Origin of the sequence: Inquilinus sp. CAU 1745, assembly GCF_039839375.1 — a bacterium.
Classification (GTDB): domain Bacteria; phylum Pseudomonadota; class Alphaproteobacteria; order DSM-16000; family Inquilinaceae; genus JBDOQU01.
This window is the reverse complement of the sequence record NZ_JBDOQU010000002.1, coordinates 78,451-97,328: the sequence shown is the minus strand read 5'-3', so window position 1 is coordinate 97,328 and position 18,878 is coordinate 78,451. Positions and strand designations below refer to the sequence as shown.

Here is an 18,878-nt window from a genome sequence, read left to right as displayed (position 1 = left end):
TCACTTCACCACGAAATCCAGCGGCGCGTTGGTGGTCGGCCGGCAGCCGTCTTCCGTGACCTCCACCGTCTGGCCGGATGTCATGGCCAGCCCGCTGTCGCTGTCGAACACGATGATGTGGATGAAGAACACCATGCCGGGGGCTGCTTCCTCCGGATTGCCATGGAAGAACATCGGCCAGTCCATCCAGTTCGGCGCGTAGGTCGCGCCCAGCGAATAGCCGCAGGCGTTCATCCGGTGCGCCCGCAGGCCGGCCTTGTCCAGAACGGCGGCATGGGCGTCGAACACCTCCCCGATCGGCCGGCCGGGCCTCAGCGCCTCCTTGGCGGCGACCAGACTGTCGACCGCCGCCTCATGCATGGCGACCTGCCGGGGCGGCGGCGCGCCGATCCGGATCGTCCGCATCAGGCAGGCATGGTAATGGCGGTAGACGCCCGCGAACTCCAGCGTCAGCTGGTCTTCCGCCGACAGATGCCGGCGGCCGGTGAAATAGCGGCACATCAGCGCGCCGGGGCCGGACCCGATGATCGTCTCGTTCGCCGGATCGTCTCCGCCGCCCTCGAACACGGCGGCCTGCATCGCGGCCAGTATGTCGCCCTCGAAGACCCCCGGCCCGGCCAGCCGCATCGCCTCGTCATAGGCGGCGTCGGCCAGCTCGCCGGCGCGGCGGGCATATTCCAGCTCCTTCGGGCTCTTCACCAGCCGCAGGCGGGAGACGAGGTCCGACGAATCCTCAGCCGCGCAGAACCCGTCCAGCGCCTCGCGCAGGCGGAAGCCCAACTGCGCCGTCAGCCCGTAGGCGTGCCATTCCACGCCCAGCTTCCGGCCCCGGCAGCCCTTCTCCTCCAGGATCTTCAGAAGCTGCGCCTCCGGCGTCGCCCCGGCCTCGTCCACCCAGACGCGGACATCCTCGATCACGCTGGTGAACAGCGCCTGCCGCTGGTCCGGCGCGCGCGTCAGCAGAATCATCGTCCCGTCGGCGCCCAGATAGAGGCACTGGAAATAGACGTAGCCGAACGTGTCGTAGCCGGTGAGGTAGTACAGGCTCTCCTGCCGGAAGATCAGCATTCCGTCCAGCCCGCGCGCCGCCATCCGGTCACAGGCCTTGCGGCGGCGCTCCGCCAGCTCGGCGGCGTCGAAATGAAGGGGCATCTCTTGATCTTCGTCGTTGGGAAACCGAATCGCGTATCGCCCCGAACCCTATCCGATCCGCGCCCGCGACGCACCGGCGAAGGCCGCCCCCTCACCCAACCCTCTCACAAGGGGAGAGGGCTACCAACTTACCCTCGCCCCTTGTGGGAGAGGGAGGGACCCGCGAAGCGGGAGGGTGAGGGGTCAGTTGGTTGTGCAAGCGGGAACATTCCTGACATTTTGATCCGGATACATGCCTGACAGTCAATCCGGTTGGGTTTCACGGATCGGTTTGGGGCGGAAAAACAACGTCATGCTGGACCCGATCCAGCATCCATACGCTATCGACGCAAGCGTTGCCGCCGCCCGTTCCCTCGCCGCCGGTGAAACGGCAAGGGCCAATAGATTCTGGATCAAGTCCAGAATGACCAACCCCGAACCCCCTCTCGAAAGCGTGGAGCCGAACCCCTTTGCGATGTATCTAGAACCCCCCTTGTTGCCAATCACGGGGGGACGCGTCGGAGGGGTGGGAAATAGATGAACGCCGTTGAGATCGAAGAGGCCATATCCACGCTCGCCGAGCAGCCATTCGATGCACACGAATTCCCCTTCGCCTTCCTGCAAGCCTTCGGCAACAAGGCCACGACCATCAAGCGGCTGCGCTCCGGCGCGTCGAACAGGTCCGATATGGGCGGCGTCCTGCAGACCAGCAACATCCATATCGCCACCGCCGACACCGGCGGCGTGACGGAAAAGCTCGCCGCGCTTCGGGCCAGTCCCGCCACCACACGCGGCAAGGCCAGATTCATCCTCGCCACCGATGGCGCCGCGTTCGAGGCCGAAGACCTCCAATCCGGCGAAACCGTCGCCTGCGCCTATGCCGATTTCCCGAACCATTTCGGGTTCTTCCTCCCGCTCGCCGGCATCACCACCGTCCGCCAGGTGCGGGAAAGCTCGTTCGACATCCGCGCCACAGGCCGCCTCAACAAGCTCTATGTCGAACTGCTGAAAGACAATCCCGATTGGGGAACCGCTGACCGCCGCCCGGACATGAATCATTTCATGGCCCGGCTGATCTTCTGCTTCTTCGCGGAAGATACCGACATCTTCAACGGCACGGGCCTGTTCACCGCCACCATCGACCAGATGAGCGCGCGGGACTCGTCCAACACCCATGAGGTGATCGGCGAGATTTTCCGCGCCATGAACACGGCCATCAAGGATCGGGCGAGCGCCGCGCTGCCCCGTTGGGCCGACATATTTCCCTATGTCAACGGCGGGCTGTTTTCCGCCAAAGGACTCAACGGTCTGGACGTGCCGCGTTTCAGCAGGATCGCCCGGACCTATCTGCTCCATATCGGCAATCTCGAATGGCGGAAGATCAACCCGGACATTTTCGGGTCGATGATCCAGGCCGTCGCGGATGATGAGGAGCGCGGGGCCCTGGGGATGCACTACACATCCGTCCCCAACATCCTGAAAGTGCTGAACCCGCTGTTTCTGGACGACCTGCGGCAGCATCTGGAGGAGGCCGGCGACAACAGCCGCAAGCTCCTCAATCTCCGCAACCGCATGGCCCGCATCCGGGTTTTCGATCCCGCCTGCGGCAGCGGCAACTTCCTTGTCATCGCCTACAAGGAAATGCGGGACATCGAGGCGATCATCAACGAACGTCGCGGCGAGGAAAGGCGAAAATCGGTTATTCCGCTGACCAACTTCCGGGGGATTGAGCTTCGGGATTTCCCCGCTGAGATCGCCCGGCTGGCCCTTATCATCGCCGAGTTCCAGTGCGATGTTCTCTATCGCGGACAGAAACTCGCCCTGAACGAGTTCCTGCCGCTGAATGCCGAAAACTGGATCACCTGCGGCAACGCGCTGCGGCTGGACTGGCTAAGTATCTGCCCCCCAACGGGGATGGGTGTAAAGCTGGTAGGCGATGACCTGTTTCGGACGCCGTTGGAACAGCCTCAAATTAACTTCGAGAACGAAGGCGGGGAGACGTATATTTGCGGGAATCCACCGTATCTTGGGTTCACATGGCAAGATACAGAGCAAAAATCCGAACTACAGGCTATTTTCGAGCATCGTATCAAGGGTTGGAAGTCGCTCGATTACGTCGCAGGCTGGTTTATGAAGGCTGCAGATTATGGCATGCACACCAATTCAGTTGCGGCCTTCGTGTCCACCAACTCAATCTGCCAAGGTGAGCAGGTTCCGCTTCTCTGGCCGCTAATCTTCAAGACCGGACACGAGATCGCCTTTGCCCACACCTCGTTCAGATGGGCCAATTTGGCGAGCTACAATGCGGGCGTAACGGTAGCTATCGTTGGTATTTCAAACCATGCAGGGAAGGTTCGACGTCTCTTTTCCTCATCACCCGTAGATGGGAGCGTGATCGTTAGGGAAGCAGAGTACATCAACGCCTATTTGGTCGCTGGGCCAGATGTGATCGTGCAATCCATCTCTCGGGCGCCAGATGGCAAAACCCCGATGGTTTGGGGCAACAAGCCAACTGACGACGGCAACCTAAGCCTATCGTCTCGGGAGCGTGACCATCTACTTGCTGTAAATCCTGAAGCTTCCGAGTTCGTTCGGCCATACTACGGTGCTGCCGAGTTCATTCGCGGATTGGAGCGTTTTTGTATTTGGGTTGAGGGTGGCAAGGCCGATGCGGCCAATCAAATACCGATCCTCCATGAACGGTTTGAGCGCGTTAGGGACTTTCGGGCATCAAGTAAGGCGGCAGAAACAAGACCAGCCGCCGCCTATCCATACAAATTTCGGCAGATTCAGGCCGTCGCATCACGGCATACCCTCATCATGCCCCAAGTCAGTTCAGAGCGCCGTGAGTATCTACCCGCTGGCTTGCTCCCGCCACGCTCCATCGTCTCTAATCTTGCTTTCGCCCTTTATGACGCCCCTCTTTGGAACCTCGCACTGCTTGCCTCACGCCAGCATCTCGTCTGGATTGCCACCATCTGCGGTAAGCTGAAAACCGATTTCCGCTATTCCAACACGCTCGGCTGGAACACCTTTCCGGTCCCCACCCTCACCGAGAAGAACAGGGCTGACCTGACCCGTTGCGCCGAGGACATCCTGCTGGCGCGGGAGGCGCATTTCCCGGCGACCATCGCGGACCTCTATGACCCGAAGAAGATGCCCGCCGATCTGCGCGAGGCGCATGAGCGCAATGACGAGGTACTGGAGCGCATCTATATCGGACGGCGCTTCCGCAACGATACCGAACGGCTGGAAAAGCTGTTCGACCTTTACACCAGGATGACCGCATCGGCGGGGACGGCGAAACCGGGCAAAGCAAAAAAGATGGGGGGCTGAACCAGCGATGGCCGGCGAGATCATCCTTTACAATAGCGAGGACGGCGCCGCCGTCATTCAGCTTCGTGCACGCGACGGCAATGTCTGGCTGACGCAGGCGCAAATGGCGGAACTGTTTCAGGCCAGCAAACAGAATATCAGTCTCCACATCCGCAACATCCTGGTCGAGGGGGAGCAGGACGCCGCCGCAGTCGTCAAGGAATACTTGACGACTGCGGCGGACGGAAAAGCGTATAGAACTCAGCATTATAGCCTGCCCATGATCCTCGCCGTCGGCTTTCGCGTCCGCGGCCCGCGCGGCGCGCAGTTCCGGCGCTGGGCATCCGCCAGCCTGTCCGAATATCTGGTCAAGGGCTTCGTCATGGACGACGAGCGCCTGAAAGATGCGCAAGCGGATTATTTCGAGGAACTGCTGGCGCGCATCCGCGACATCCGATCCTCGGAAAAGCTGTTCTACAAGAAAGTGCTCGACGTTTACGCCACCAGCGTGGACTACGATCCGAGGGCGGAGGCTTCGAACCTGTTCTTCCAGACCGTGCAGAACAAGATGCACTGGGCCGCGCACGGACATACCGCCGCCGAAACGGTGGTCGCGCGAGCGAATGCCGGCAAGGATCATATGGGTCTGACCTCCTGGGCCAATCAGTCCAGGGGCGGCCCCCCGCGCAAGGCCGACGCCGTCGTCGCCAAGAATTATCTGACCGGCGAAGAGCTTGAGGCGCTCAACCGTATCGTCACGGCCTATCTGGAATTCGCCGAAATTCAGGCGATGAACCGCAGGCCCATGACGATGCGTGACTGGATCGGCAAGCTGGACGATTTCCTTCGCCTGAGCGACCGCGATGTGCTGACCCATGCGGGGCACGTCACCGCCGAGACGGCGAAGCTGAAAGGCGGGCATGAGTTCGACCGCTGGCGCGCCCGCGCGATCGAGGAGCCGAGCGCGGTGGAACGGCATTTCATCGAGGCGCTGGGCAAGACGAAGACGCTGGAGAAAGGTGTGAAGAAGAAATGACACGGGCTGTCCCCTCCGTCTCCGTCACCTATGCCCGCAACGGCAGCGCCGACAAGGCCAACGCCCTTGGCATGAGGCCGATGCAGGAACGCGCCTATGAGAAGCGTGGCGAGCAATATCTTCTCATCAAGTCGCCCCCGGCGTCCGGCAAGAGCCGCGCCCTCATGTTCATCGCGCTCGACAAGCTGGCGAACCAGGGCTTGCGCCAGGCGATCATCGTCGTGCCGGAAAAGAGCATCGGCTCCAGCTTCGCCGATGAGCCGCTGAGCCAGTTCGGCTTCTGGGCCGACTGGACCGTGGCCCCGAAATGGAACCTCTGCAACGCCCCCGGCGAGGACGGCGGCAAGGTCGCCAGCGTTGGGGCCTTCCTTGAGAGTGTTGACCAGGAGGCGGGGAGCGGCGAAGCCGCGACAGGAAACGCCAACAGCGTGCTGGTCTGCACCCACGCCACCTTCCGCTTCGCGGTGGACAGGTTCGGCGTGGAGGCGTTCGACAACCGGCTGGTCGCGGTGGATGAGTTCCACCATGTCTCCGCCAATCCGGATAACAGGCTGGGCCTGCATCTGGGCCGGTTCATCGCCCGCGACAAGGCGCATATCGTCGCCATGACGGGCTCCTATTTCCGGGGGGATGCGGAGGCCGTCCTTGCCCCGCGGGACGAGGCCAGTTTCGATACCATCACCTACACCTATTACGAGCAGCTAAACGGCTACGAATATCTGAAGCAGCTCGACATCGGCTATTTCTTCTACTCCGGCGCTTATGCCGACGACATTCTCGCCGTGCTGGACCCGGCCGAGAAAACCATCATCCACATTCCCAGCGTCAATTCGCGCGAAAGCAGCGGGCAGAAGAACAAGGAAGTCGAACACATCATCGAGGAGCTTGGCGAATGGCAGGGCGTCGATCCGGCCACCGGCTTCCAGTTGGTCAGGACGCCGGCCGATGGTCCGCTTGGCGGCCGCGTTCTGCGCATCGCGGACCTTGTGGACGACGGCCCGGCCAGGCGGGATCGCGTTTCCGCCGCGCTCAAGGATCCCGCGCGGAAGAACAACCGCGACCATGTGGACATCATCATCGCGCTTGGCATGGCGAAGGAAGGCTTCGACTGGATTTGGTGCGAACATGCCCTGACGGTCGGCTATCGTTCCAGCCTGACCGAGATCGTGCAGATCATCGGCCGCGCCACCCGCGACGCACCGGGGAAGACCCGCGCCCGCTTCACCAACCTGATCGCCGAGCCGGACGCTTCCGAGGAAGCCGTGACCGAGGCCGTCAACGACACGCTCAAGGCCATCGCCGCCAGCCTGCTTATGGAGCAGGTGCTGGCGCCCCGCTTCGAGTTCAAACCGAAGAACCCGCAAAGCGGGCCGGTCGAAGGCTTCGACTATGGTGAAGGCGGCTACGACCCCAACAAGTCCAATGTCGGCTTCAACGAGGAAAGCGGCCGGTTCCAGATTGAGATCAAGGGCCTTGTCGAGCCGAAGAGCGAGCAGGCGCAACGCATCTGTCAGCAGGATTTGAACGAGGTCATCGCTGCCTTCGTGCAGGACAAGCCTTCCATCGAGCGTGGCCTGTTCGATGAGGAGCTTGTTCCCGAGGAACTGACACAGCTCCGCCTGGGCAAGATCATCAAGGACAAATATCCTGAGCTTGATAAGGACGATCGGGAAGCCGTGCGTCAGCACGCCGTCGCCGCGCTCAACCTCACCCAGCAGGCGAAGAAGATCGCCCTTGGCGGTGACGGCGAGGAGCCGGGCGCCAACACGGCGCTGATCGATGGCGTTCGCAAATTCGCGATGGACGTGCGCGAACTGGACATCGACCTGATCGACCGGATCAATCCGTTTCAGGAAGCCTATGCCATCCTTTCTAAGGCCATGACCGAGGAAAGCCTGAAACAGGTCGCCGCCGCCATTTCCGCCCGCCGCACCAGCCTTGCCCCGGAAGAAGCCAGGCAGCTTGCCGTCCGGGCCGTCCAGTTCAAGAAAGAGCGGGGACGGCTCCCGTCCATCAGTGCGACCGACCCTTGGGAAAAGCGCATGGCCGAAGGCGCCGCCGCCTTCGTGCGCTTCAAGGACGAAGGCCGCTATGAGTGACCTTGGCCTTGACGAACTGCGCGACGAACTGGCGGACTTCGCCCAGCCGGCAAAGAAAACCGGGCGCACGCCGCGCGAAGAGCGCGTCATCGCCGGGTTCGAGGAAATCCAGCGTTTCGTTGACGAACATGGCCGCGAACCTCGGCATGGAGAGGACGGCGATATTTTTGAGCGGCTCTACGCCGTGCGGCTGGACCGGCTTCGCGCGTTGCAGGAGTGCCGCTCGCTTCTTGCGCCGCTCGACCGGCAGGGCCTTTTGACCGGCGCGGAAACCGCCGCGCCCGCGTCCGCCGGGGAAATGGACGCCGACGCGCTCATGGCCGAACTCGCGGGGGCCGCAGGCGATTCCGAAATCACCGACCTTCGCCATGTCCGCTCCGCCGCCGAGAAACGCGCCGCCGAGGAGATCGCCGATCGTGAGCCATGTCCGGATTTCGAGAGGTTCAGGCCTTTGTTCGACCGGGTGCGGCTCGACCTCGATTCAGGCGTCCGTACCACCCGGCAGTTTGTGAAGGACGCCGGTCTTCTGAAAGCGGACATCGTCGAGGGGCAGTTTTTCATCCTTGGCGGTCAGGTCGCCTATGTCGCCGAAGTCGGCGAAACCTTCCGCGCCCCGAACGGCGAAAACGACGCCCGTTTGCGGGTGGTCTATTCCAACGGGACCGAGAGCAACCTGCTTCGCCGGTCGCTCCAGCGGGCGCTATACAAGGACGAGGCTGGGCGGCGCATCACCGAGCTGACCGCTGGCCCGCTGTTCGCCGGCGAAAGCGACGATGAGGATATTGCGAGCGGGACCATCTACGTCCTGCGCAGCAAGTCCGATCATCCGCTTGTCGCCGCCAACCGCGACGTGCTGCACAAGATCGGCGTGACCGGCGGCGACGTGGCGCGGCGCGTCGCCAACGCCAGGCTGGACCCGACATTCCTCATGGCGGACGTGGAGATCGCCGCCACCTACACGCTCTACAACATCAACCGCGTCAGGCTGGAAAACCTGATTCACCGCATCTTCGACCCGGCCCGGCTCGACATCGCGATCAAGGACCGTTTCGGCAATCCGGTCATTCCGCGCGAATGGTTCCTCGTTCCGCTGTTCATCATCGATGAAGCTGTCGAGAAGATCAGGGACGGAAGCATCACGGATTATGTCTATGACCCGAAGACGGCCGCATTGGCGCCCGTCGTCGAAACCTGATCCTCGGTCGCGGTCGGTGAAGCGGGACCGGCCAACAAAAACAATGTCATGCTGGACTACGATCCAGCATCCATACGATATCGACGCAAGCGTCGCCGCCGCCCGGTCCTTCGCCGCCGGCGAAGCGGGACCGGCGCATGGATTCTGGATCAAGTCCAGGATGACCAACTACAAGAAGACCCTCATGGTGAGCTTGTCGAACCATGTGTGCCCGCATCCTTCGACAAGCTCAGGATGAAGGGGAGGCGCGGACTGTTCCCCCCGCCGCTCAGCGCTGGACCAGCCGCGCCTCCGCGATCGGCACGCTGTATTGCGGCTCGATGTCCCAGGGGAAGAAAATCCAGGTGTCCTGGCTGACTTCGGTGATGAAGGTGTCCACCAGCGGCCGGCCGGCCGGCTTGGCGTAGACGGTCGCCAGATGGGCGTTGGGCAGCATCTCCCGCACCACGCGGGCGGTCTTGCCGGTGTCGACCAGATCGTCGACGATCAGCCAGCCCTTGCCGCCATCTTCCTCGGCCGCCGGCGCCACATTCTTCAGCACGCGGGCCTCGCGCTGGGACTGGTGGTCGTAGCTGGAGACGCAGACCGTGTCGACGACGCGCAGATCCAGCTCCCGCGCCAGGATCGCCGCCGGCACCAGCCCGCCGCGCGTGATCGCGATGATGCCCTTCCACGGCCCCATCTCCGCCAGCCGCCAGGACAGCGCGCGGGTGTGGCGGTGAAGCTCCTCCCAGGAAACCGGGAAATTCTTGTTGAAGGCGGAATCGCTCACGGGCCCCGTCGTCCTCTAGCCGGAAGGGAAGGCTGGGCTTATAGCCGAACCGTCGCTTTCCGTCCATCGCAAGGGGGCGGGATTGACGGCCCCCGTCCCGCCGCCGATAGATGGGCTGGAGGAAGACAAGACGGGAGAGAACGCATGGCCACGGCATTGCTGGTGATCGATCTTCAGCGCGGCATGTTCGGTTTCGACGAACGGCCCCATGCGGGCGAGGAGGTGCTGTCCCGCGTCGCCAGCCTGCTGGGCCGGGCGCGGGAGAGCGGGATTCCGGTGCTCCACGTCCGGCATGATGGCGGAGCGGGCGACGAGCTTGAGCGCGGGACGCCCGGTTGGGACATCCATCCCGCCGTCGCGCCGCTGGAGGGGGAGCCGGTGGTCGACAAGGACCGGTGCAGCGCCTTCCATGGCACGGGGCTGGACGGGAAGCTCCGGGCGCAGGGGATCGACCGTCTGGTCGTCGCGGGGATGCAGACCGATTTCTGCATCGACACGACCTGCCGCGCCGCGCGCGACCTGGGCTACTCCGTCACGCTCGTCAGCGACGGACATACGACCTTCGACACGCCCGACCTGTCGGCCGCCCGCATCGTCGCGCACCACAACAGCATCCTTCAGCGGGGCGGATTCGTCGATCTGGCGGAGGCCGGCAAGGTCGATTTCCAGACCGCCTGATTCTAGATGGCCCGATTCTAGACCGATTGCCCGCCGCCCAGGGTGATCTCCACGCCGTTGATCTTCCAGGAACCGTCGGGCTGCTTCTGCATGTAATAGCGGGCAAGCGCCGTGGCGCCGTCCGGCCCGACGAACAGGACGCGCTGGGTCGGCACGCCGCTCTCGCTGGAGAAATCCAGGAAATCGACCGATCGGGGCCGGTAGACGGGCGGGTATCCCGTCCGCACCATGTTCATGAAATTCTCCGGCGTCCGGAAGATGCGCCGGATCATGGGCGAGGCGTAGCTGAAGGCCAGCGGGCCGTCATCCGCCCGGAACGCCGCGATCTGGCTTTCGATGACGGTGCGGACGGCGGCCTGGTCCGACGACATGTCCTGCGCGCGGGCGGGCGCGGCGATCAGCAGGATGAAGGCGAGGACGTAGAGGGCGGAACGCATGGGCGGTGCCTCCTGAACGGGATCGGCGAAGGGCGCGATCATTCTACGCCGATAACGTCGCGCCGGATGCGCCTACCGCGTCAGCGTTCCGTGCGTCACCGTTCCACGGTACGCGGGGCGCGCTCGTTCAGCCGTTCGACCAGGATGCCGGCGACGCGCTCCAGATGGCCGGCGGCCGCGTCGCCGTCGCCGTCGCGGATCGCGTCGAACAGGGACCGGTGGAGCCGGACGCTCTCCCGGGATATCTCCCGGCCCTCGGTGCCCAGGCGGAAGCTGGTCCGCAGGGCGGCGCGGATCAGATCGCCGATCCGCAGCAGCACGACGTTCCGTGCCGCCTCCAGCATCGCCATGTGGAAGTCCAGATCGGCGGCGTTGTAGTCCTGGATATCCGCCCTTGCGGCGGCTTCCTCCATCCGGACGAGCGCCGCCTCGATCGCCTCCAGATCGGCGGGATCGGCGCGCCGCGCGGCCAGTCTGGCGATCTGGGGCTCCAGGATCGCGCGGGACTCCATCACCTCGTTGAAGAACCGGCATCGCTCGCCCAGCATCTCGGTCCAGGCGATGATGTCGGCGTCCAGGAAGTTCCACCGCTTGGGCGCCAGCACGATGACGCCGGTGCGCGGGCGCGACGCCGTCAGCCCCTTGGCGGCCAGGGCCTGCAGCGCCTCCCGGATGACCGTCCGGCTCATCGCGTAGCGCTCGCACAGCGCCTGCTCCGTGGCCAGCTGCTCCCCCGGCGGGATGTCGCCCGACAGGATCTTCAGCCCCAGATCGCGAACGATCCCCTCCGCCGCATTACGCCGAGGTCTCTCCATCCCTCTCGTCTCCCCTCCCAATTACACCCTTCACCAAACCACTTGCGCCTGAACCGTCAATTGTATGATCATTGAAGGCAATGACGGTTGGGCATAAGAGCCGGTCCTGGGTGCCTGCGGGAAGAGCGGATTTGGAGTGAAGAGAAGGTTTGAGGCGGAGATGACGTTTCGGCGACCGGGTTTCCCGATAGAAGCGTGCTTGGGGCCGAACTGGTGACGAGGATCGTCGCGCTGGAGACTCTCCGGTTGGAAGAGTTCGCCAACCTGCTCTGGGTCCGGGTGCATACCGATGACGGGCTGTCGGGGCTGGGCGAGACTTTCTTCGGGCCTCAGGCCGTCGAAGCCTTCATCCATGAGACGGCGGCGCCGATCCTGATCGGCCAGGATGCCGGCCGGATCGAATATCTGAACCGCAAGCTCCAGCAATATGTCGGCTTCCGCGGCTCCGGGGCGGAGATGCGGGGGCTGTCGGCGCTGGACATCGCGCTCTGGGACCTCTGGGGCAAGCGCACGGACCAGCCCCTGTGGCAGCTCATGGGCGGCCGCACGCGCGACAGCATCCGCACCTACAATACCTGCGCGGGCTACCGCTATATCCGGACCGCCAAGGGGCAGCTCTCCGAAAATTGGGGTGTGGGCGAACCGCAAGGCCCCTATGAGGACCTCGACGCCTTCATGAACCGGGCGGACGATCTGGCCCATTCCCTCCTGGAAGACGGCATCACGGCCATGAAGATCTGGCCGTTCGATCCGGCGGCCGAGGCGTCGGACGGCATGTGGCTGACCGCCGACCAGATGAAGGCGGGGCTGGCGCCGTTCGAGAAGATCCGCAACGCCGTCGGCGACCGGATCGAGGTGATGCTGGAGTGCCATTCCCTCTGGGACCTGCCGACGGCGCTGATGCTGGCCGACCGGGTGCGGGAATACCGCCCCTACTGGATCGAGGACCCGATCCGCATGGACAGCCTGGACGCCATCGGGGAGTTCCGCGCACGCTGCGGGACCCGCGTCACCGCGTCGGAGACGATCGCCGGGGTCTGGGGCTTCCGCGACCTGATCGCCGCGAAGGCGGCGGATGTGGTGATGCTCGATCTCGGCTGGGTCGGCGGCGTCACCCAGGCGCGGAAGGCGGCCCATCTGGCCGAAGCGCACCATCTGCCGATCGCGCCCCATGACTGCACCGGGCCCGTCGTCTGGACGGCCTCCACCCATCTGTCCTTGAGCGCGCCCAACGCCATGCTGCAGGAGAGCGTCCGGGCCTTCTATACCGGCTGGTACAAGGAGGTCGCGACGGCGCTGCCATCGGTGGAGAAGGGATTCGTGACCGTCCCGGATGGTCCCGGCCTCGGCATGGAGCTGCTTCCGGATTTGGCGGAACGCCCGGACGCGCGGAACCGGCGGACCGGCGAGGCCGATTTATGAACAACCGCTTCCCACGCCGCCGATTGCCGGACGTGGAACCCTCGCCCGCATGAGCCGGGCGATCACCGAAGCCGCGGGAGCCAAAGGACAAGAAATCCCGCCGCTTGAACCATCAACCAGGGAGCAACGCATGAAACAGTTACTGAAGACACTGACCGGCGCGACCATCCTCGCCTCGGCTTTCGTCACCGGCGCCTCGGCGCAGGAATACACCTTCACCTTCCAGTCCAGCGACCCGTCGGGCAACCCGAACTTCATCCTTCAGCAGGGCTGGGCCGAAAGCGTCAGCGAGGCCACGGACGGCCAGGTGGAGATCGAGCTTCTGCCCGTCGGGTCGATCGTGGAGCACCAGGAGACGCAGGACGCCATCGCGGCCGGCATCCTGGATGGCCACATCACCGACACCTCCTATTTCGCCGGCAAGGACCCGGCCTTTGGCCTGATCGCCAACCCGGTCGGCGCCTGGGCGAACCCGCAGCAGATGTTCGATTTCATGGAGAATGGCGGCGGCAAGGAGCTGATGAACGAGCTGGTGGAGCCCTACGGGCTGCACTTCATCGGCGCGACCACGCCGGGACAGGAGGCCTTCGTCTCCGCCGTGCCGCTCGATGGGGTCGACGATCTCCAGGGGGTGAAGCTGCGTGCGCCGGAAGGGCTGGTGCAGCAGGTCTTCGCGGCGGCCGGGGCGGCCCCGGTCAATTTGCCCGGCTCGGAAGTCTACACCTCGCTCGACAAGGGCGTCATCGAGGCGGCGGACTACAGCGTCTTCTCCACCAACCAGGCGCAGGGGCTGCATGACATCGCCCCCCACCCGGTCTATCCGGGCTTCCACTCGCTGCCGCTGGTGGAAATCTCCATGAACAAGGAGCTGTGGGATTCCCTGCCGGAAGACCTCCAGGCGACGCTGGAGCAGACGGTGAAGGATTTCGCGCAGCATCAGGTCTCCGTCCTGGCCGAGGCGGACGCCGAAGCCGTGGCGGAAGCCGAGGCCGGCGGCGAAATCACCATCCACAACTGGTCGGACGAGGAGCGGGCCAGGTTCCGCCAGATCGCGATGGGCGAATGGGAAAAGGTCGCGGCCGAGTCGGAGAACGCGCAGAAGGTCTATGACGTTCTGACGACGTATCTTGAGGAAGAAGGCCTCATCTGACCGGAACGGCGGGATGAGCCGGGGCGGAAGGCGGCATGCCCGTCTTCCGCCCCGCTTCGGAAGGAAGGAAGAACCCATGAGCCCCATGAACGAAGATCCGGTCTCCGCCGCCGGCGACGATCCCGATCTCAAGGCCACCAGCGAGGGCGTCGGCACGACGACGCGCGAATCGGGAATCCTGGGAGATTGGGTCGAGCGCGGCGGCTATCTCTTCGCCGCCGGCATCGTCGTCGCGGCCCTGATCCTGCTTCTGGAGGTCTTCCTCCGCTACGTGTTCAACAATCCGACCCTCTGGGTCCATGAGAGCAGCATATTCCTCTGCGGCATCGCCTTCATCTATGGCGGCCTCTATTGCGCCTCGCGCGACAGCCATATCCGGGTCGTCCTGATCTATGATTCGCTCAGCCCCCGCTGGCGACGGATATTCGACATCGCGATCTATCTCGTCAGCGCCGTCGCCGCCATTTTCTTCGCCTGGGCGTCCTGGCTGATGGTGGAGCGCGCCTTCTGGGCGCCCGACGGCCGATTCCGGATGGAAGGCACCGGCAGCGCCTGGAACCCGCCGACCCCGGCCCTGCTGAAGGGCTTCCTCTTCATCATCATGATCGTGCTGGCGGTCCAGTTCATCATCCTCGCCGTCAACCATATCCGGCGCGCCCGGAACGTCTCCTCGAGGAAGGTCTGACTACATGATGGAATTCCTCGATTTCGGCGGTCTTCAGGCGCTGGGGATCGGCTACGGCACGATCCTGATGTTCGGGCTGCTGATCCTGCTGCTGCTGACCGGCATGCCGCTGGCGATCGTGACGCTGATGGTCGCGCTGATCTTCGCGCTGGGCTGGTTCGGGCCGATGGCGGTGCCGCTGATCACCAGCCGGGTGTTCAGCTTCGTCTCCTCCTTCGTCTTTGTCTCCGTCCCGATGTTCGTGCTGATGGCGGCGATCCTCGACCGGTCGGGCATCGCGCGGGATCTGTTTGACGCGATGAAGCTGATCTCCAGCCGCCTGCGCGGGGGCGTCGCGGTGCAGACCATCTTCGTCGCCGTCATCCTGGCGGCAATGAGCGGCATCATCGGCGGGGAGATCGTGCTTCTGGGCCTGATCGCCCTGCCGCAGATGCTGAGGCTGGGCTACGACCGAAATCTCGCCATCGGCGTCGTCTGCGCCGGCGGCGCGCTGGGCACCATGGTGCCGCCCTCGATCGTCCTGATCATCTACGGGCTGGCGGCCAACGTCTCGATCGGCGACCTGTTCACGGCGGCCTTCCTTCCGGGGCTGATGCTGGCGGGCTTCTATGTCATCTACGTGCTGGCGCGGGCCTATCTGGACCCGAAGGCCGCGCCCAAGCCGGACGAGGACCCGCTCCCGCTCAAGGAGAAGATCGTGCTGCTGCGCGGCCTGATCCTGCCGGTGATGGTCGTGACCTTCGTGCTCGGCTCCATCTATGGCGGCATCGCCTCGGTGACGGAGGCCTCGGCCATCGGCGTCGGCGGCGTCATCCTGTCGACGGTCATCCGGCGGGAATTCACCTTCGAGCTGCTGAAGGGCGCGGCGATGCAGACGCTGGCGACGGTCGGCATGATCGTCTGGATCGGCATCGGCGCCAGCGCGCTGATCGGCGTCTTCAACCTGATGGGCGGGATCGATTTCGTGAACTCGCTGATCACCGGGGTTTCCGATAACCGCGTTGTCATCCTGCTGCTGATGATGGCGATCCTGTTCGTTCTAGGCTGTTTCCTCGACTGGGTCGGGATCGCGCTGCTGACGCTGCCGATCTTCGTGCCGATCATCATCGACCTGGGCTATGATCCGGTCTGGTTCGGCGTCCTCTTCTGCATGAACATGCAGGTGTCGTTCCTCAGCCCGCCCTTCGGTCCCGCCGCCTTCTACCTTAAGAGCGTCGCCCCGCCGGACATCACGCTCGGCATCATCTTCAGGTCGTTCGTACCTTTCATCATGCTTCAGGTGCTGGCCGTGGCCATGCTGATCATGTTCCCCGGCATCACCGGACGCTGACATATGAATGACGACAGGAAGGGCGGCTCCCCCCCGCCCAGGCTCAGGTCCCGTGCCTGGTTCGATAATCCGGGCAACCCGGACATGACCGCGCTCTATCTGGAGCGGTACCTGAATTACGGCCTGAGCCAGGAGGAGTTGCAGTCTGGCCGGCCGATCATCGGCATCGCCCAGACCGGGTCGGACCTCAGCCCCTGCAACCGCCACCATCTGGAACTGGCCAAGCGGGTGCGGGAAGGCATCAGGGAAGCCGGCGGCATCGCCATCGAATTCCCGGTCCATCCCATCCAGGAGACGGGCAAGCGGCCGACCGCCCTGATAGACCGCAACCTGGCCTATCTTGGGCTGGTGGAACTGCTCTACGGCTATCCGATCGACGGCGTCGTGCTGACCATCGGCTGCGACAAGACCACGCCGGCCTGCCTGATGGCGGCGGCGACGGTGAACATCCCGGCGATCGCGCTTTCCGTCGGCCCGATGCTGAACGGCTGGTTCAAGGGCCAGCGCACTGGGTCGGGCACCATCGTCTGGAAGGCGCGGGAGATGATGGCCGCGGGCGAGATCGACTATGCGGGCTTCATCAAGCTGGTCGCGTCTTCCGCACCCTCCACCGGCTTCTGCAACACGATGGGGACGGCTTCGACGATGAACTCGCTGGCGGAGGCGCTGGGCATGCAGCTTCCCGGCAGCGCCGCCATCCCGGCCCCCTATCGCGACCGGCAGGAGATGTCGTACCTGACCGGCCGGCGCATCGTGGAGATGGTCCATGAGGATCTGAAGCCGTCCGACATATTGACCCGCGACGCCTTCCTGAATGCGATCCGGGTAAACTCCGCCATCGGCGGGTCGACCAACGCGCCGATCCATCTGAACGCGATGGCCCGTCATATCGGCGTCGACCTCTCCATCGACGACTGGCAGACCCATGGCGAGGACATCCCGCTTCTGGTCAACCTCCAGCCGGCCGGCGAGTATTTGGGGGAGGATTACTATCACGCCGGGGGCGTTCCGGCCGTGGTCAACCAGCTCATGGAACAGGGGCTGATCGCGGAGGATGCGCGGACCGTCAACGGCCGGACGATCGGGGAGAACTGCCGCGACGCCCGGATCGTGGACGAGGACGTGATCCGCCCATACGACCGGCCGCTCAAGGAGCGGGCCGGCTTCCGCGTCCTCAAGGGCAACCTCTTCTCCTCCGCGATCATGAAGCTCAGCGTCATCTCGCCGGAATTTCGCGAGCGGTACCTGTCGAACCCGGCCGATCCGGACGCGTTCGAGGCGCGCGCCATCGTCTTCGACGGGCCGGAGGATTATCACGCGCGGATCGACGACCCGGCCCTGGCGGTGGACGAGCATTCGGTGCTGGTGATGCGCGGCGCGGGGCCGATCGGCTATCCCGGCGGCGCGGAAGTGGTCAACATGCGCGCGCCCGACTACCTGATCAAGCGCGGCATCCATGATCTGGCCTGCATCGGCGACGGGCGGCAGTCCGGCACGTCCGGATCGCCCTCGATCCTCAACGCCTCGCCCGAGGCGGCGGCGGGCGGCGGGCTGGCGCTTCTCCAGACCGGCGACAGGGTGCGGATCGACCTTGGCCGCGGCACGGCCGACATGCTGGTGGCCGACGACGAGCTGGCGCGGCGGCGGAAGGCGCTTGAGCAGGCGGGAGGATTCCCCTATCCCGACCACCAGACGCCCTGGCAGGAAATCCAGCGCGCGCTGGTGTCGCAGTTCGAGACGGGCGCGGTGCTGGAGCCCGCCGTGGGATACCAGCGGGTCGCCCAGACCAAGGGCATACCGCGCGACAACCATTGATCGAGAGCTGTGCATTGATCGGGAAGACGGAATGACCGCGTCGGGGAAGGCCGCGCCGGGCCACCGGGTCGTCCTCGACTGGGGCACCAGCAGCTTCCGCGCGATCCTGGTCGGCGAGGACGGCGAGGTGCTGGCCCGGCAGGAGAACGGCAACGGCATCGCATCCGTCTCCGAAGGCGGCTTCGCGGGCGTGCTGGAGGAGGCGCTGGCTTCCTGGCGGGCCTCCCATGGCGTGCTGCCCATCGTCGCCGCCGGCATGATCGGCAGCCGCAACGGCTGGGTCGAGACGCCCTACGTCCCGACGCCCGCGACGGCGGACGACATCGCCGCCGGATGCCGGCGGATCGATCTCGGCAGCGGGGAGGCGGTCACCTTCATCCCCGGCCTCACCGACCCGACCGCGATCCCTTTCCCCGACGTGATGCGGGGGGAGGAAACCCAGCTCGTCGGCTTCGGCCTTGAGGCGGACGCCACCATCATCCTGCCGGGGACCCATTCGAAATGGAGCCGCGTCGGGGGCGGCCGCATCCAGCGTTTCCAGACCTTCGTGACGGGGGAGATGTTCGGCCTCCTCTCCCGCCATTCCTTCATCGCCGGGACCGCCGCCGAGCGCGAGCCGGGTGGAGGCAACGACCGGCCGTCCTTCGACCCCGCCTCCTTCGACCGGGGCCTCGCCGCCGCGCGGGATGAGGAGGCGAGGGCCGGTGGGCTGCTGGCCCGGCTTTTCGGCCTCCGCACCGGTTGGCTCTCCGGCGCGCTGGCCCCGGCGGCGATGAGTGGCTACCTGTCGGGCCTCGTGGTCGGGTGGGAGTTCGCGGAGGCGCGGCAGGCCGGCTGGTTCACGCAAGGCGACGCGGTCGCGATCGTCGGCGACGAGGATATGGTGGAGATCTACCGGCGGGCCGGCGAAGCTTTCGGCCTCACCGTGCGCTCCGGCCCGGCCGACGCCGCGCTCGCCGGAGCCCTTGCCTTGATGGCGCTTTCCGCCGGAGACTGAC

At 64.8% G+C, this 18,878-nt stretch carries 15 protein-coding genes; 11 read left to right on the top strand and 4 right to left on the bottom strand.

Annotation, left to right across the window (positions count from 1 at the left end; all coding sequences use genetic code 11):
- Nucleotides 1-1,152 (bottom strand): Xaa-Pro peptidase family protein, encoded by a 1,152-nt coding sequence (locus AAFN89_RS02855; RefSeq protein ID WP_347535696.1) that lies wholly within the window; start codon nucleotides 1,150-1,152, stop codon nucleotides 1-3.
- Between the two features lie 516 nt (nucleotides 1,153-1,668).
- Here AAFN89_RS02855 and AAFN89_RS02850 point away from each other — a divergent pair.
- From AAFN89_RS02850 to AAFN89_RS02835, 4 genes are read left to right on the top strand one after another with little or no spacing between them, the layout of a single operon-like run.
- On the top strand, nucleotides 1,669-4,467 hold the full coding sequence (locus tag AAFN89_RS02850; protein ID WP_347535695.1) for a DNA methyltransferase: 2,799 nt from the start codon (nucleotides 1,669-1,671) through the stop codon (nucleotides 4,465-4,467).
- A 7-nt stretch (nucleotides 4,468-4,474) separates the two neighbouring features.
- Nucleotides 4,475-5,482 (top strand): virulence RhuM family protein, encoded by a 1,008-nt coding sequence (locus AAFN89_RS02845; protein ID WP_347535694.1) that lies wholly within the window; start codon nucleotides 4,475-4,477, stop codon nucleotides 5,480-5,482.
- Nucleotides 5,479-7,581, top strand: a complete 2,103-nt coding sequence (locus AAFN89_RS02840) for a DEAD/DEAH box helicase (RefSeq protein ID WP_347535693.1) — start codon at nucleotides 5,479-5,481, stop codon at nucleotides 7,579-7,581. Before AAFN89_RS02845 ends, AAFN89_RS02840 begins: the two co-directional genes overlap by 4 nt.
- Complete coding sequence (locus AAFN89_RS02835) at nucleotides 7,574-8,776, top strand: GIY-YIG nuclease family protein (protein ID WP_347535692.1); 1,203 nt, start codon at nucleotides 7,574-7,576, stop codon at nucleotides 8,774-8,776. Before AAFN89_RS02840 ends, AAFN89_RS02835 begins: the two co-directional genes overlap by 8 nt.
- Before the next feature lie 268 nt (nucleotides 8,777-9,044).
- On the opposite strand, the gene gpt is transcribed toward AAFN89_RS02835, so the two are convergent.
- Complete coding sequence (gpt, locus tag AAFN89_RS02830) at nucleotides 9,045-9,548, bottom strand: xanthine phosphoribosyltransferase (protein WP_347535691.1); 504 nt, start codon at nucleotides 9,546-9,548, stop codon at nucleotides 9,045-9,047.
- Nucleotides 9,549-9,692: 144 nt separating this feature from the next.
- Here gpt and AAFN89_RS02825 point away from each other — a divergent pair, with 144 nt between their 5' ends.
- A complete protein-coding gene (locus tag AAFN89_RS02825) occupies nucleotides 9,693-10,226 on the top strand; it encodes a cysteine hydrolase family protein (protein WP_347535690.1) in 534 nt (177 codons plus the stop codon).
- Between the two features lie 17 nt (nucleotides 10,227-10,243).
- On the opposite strand, the gene AAFN89_RS02820 is transcribed toward AAFN89_RS02825, so the two are convergent.
- A complete protein-coding gene (locus tag AAFN89_RS02820) occupies nucleotides 10,244-10,663 on the bottom strand; it encodes a DUF4864 domain-containing protein (RefSeq protein ID WP_347535688.1) in 420 nt (139 codons plus the stop codon).
- Between the two features lie 95 nt (nucleotides 10,664-10,758).
- Entirely contained in the window at nucleotides 10,759-11,478 is a 720-nt protein-coding gene (locus tag AAFN89_RS02815; protein ID WP_347535686.1) for a FadR/GntR family transcriptional regulator, read from the bottom strand.
- 213 nt (nucleotides 11,479-11,691) lie between these two features.
- Between AAFN89_RS02815 and AAFN89_RS02810 the strand changes: the two genes are divergently transcribed.
- From AAFN89_RS02810 to AAFN89_RS02785, 6 genes are all read left to right on the top strand, one after another.
- Nucleotides 11,692-12,900 carry a mandelate racemase/muconate lactonizing enzyme family protein gene (locus tag AAFN89_RS02810; RefSeq protein WP_347535684.1) on the top strand — a complete coding sequence of 403 codons (1,209 nt, stop codon included), beginning with the start codon at nucleotides 11,692-11,694 and terminating at the stop codon, nucleotides 12,898-12,900.
- 130 nt (nucleotides 12,901-13,030) lie between these two features.
- Nucleotides 13,031-14,050 (top strand): TRAP transporter substrate-binding protein, encoded by a 1,020-nt coding sequence (locus AAFN89_RS02805; RefSeq protein ID WP_347535682.1) that lies wholly within the window; start codon nucleotides 13,031-13,033, stop codon nucleotides 14,048-14,050.
- Between the two features lie 76 nt (nucleotides 14,051-14,126).
- Nucleotides 14,127-14,735, top strand: coding sequence for a TRAP transporter small permease (locus AAFN89_RS02800; protein ID WP_347535680.1), 609 nt, complete (start codon nucleotides 14,127-14,129; stop codon nucleotides 14,733-14,735).
- Nucleotides 14,736-14,739: 4 nt separating this feature from the next.
- Nucleotides 14,740-16,065: a TRAP transporter large permease subunit gene (locus AAFN89_RS02795; protein ID WP_347535678.1), complete on the top strand. Its 1,326-nt coding sequence runs from the start codon at nucleotides 14,740-14,742 to the stop codon at nucleotides 16,063-16,065.
- A gap of 3 nt (nucleotides 16,066-16,068) precedes the next feature.
- Nucleotides 16,069-17,880, top strand: a complete 1,812-nt coding sequence (locus AAFN89_RS02790; protein ID WP_347535676.1) for an IlvD/Edd family dehydratase — start codon at nucleotides 16,069-16,071, stop codon at nucleotides 17,878-17,880.
- A 31-nt stretch (nucleotides 17,881-17,911) separates the two neighbouring features.
- Nucleotides 17,912-18,877 carry a 2-dehydro-3-deoxygalactonokinase gene (locus tag AAFN89_RS02785; RefSeq protein WP_347535674.1) on the top strand — a complete coding sequence of 322 codons (966 nt, stop codon included), beginning with the start codon at nucleotides 17,912-17,914 and terminating at the stop codon, nucleotides 18,875-18,877.
- Nucleotide 18,878: the final 1 nt, after the last annotated feature.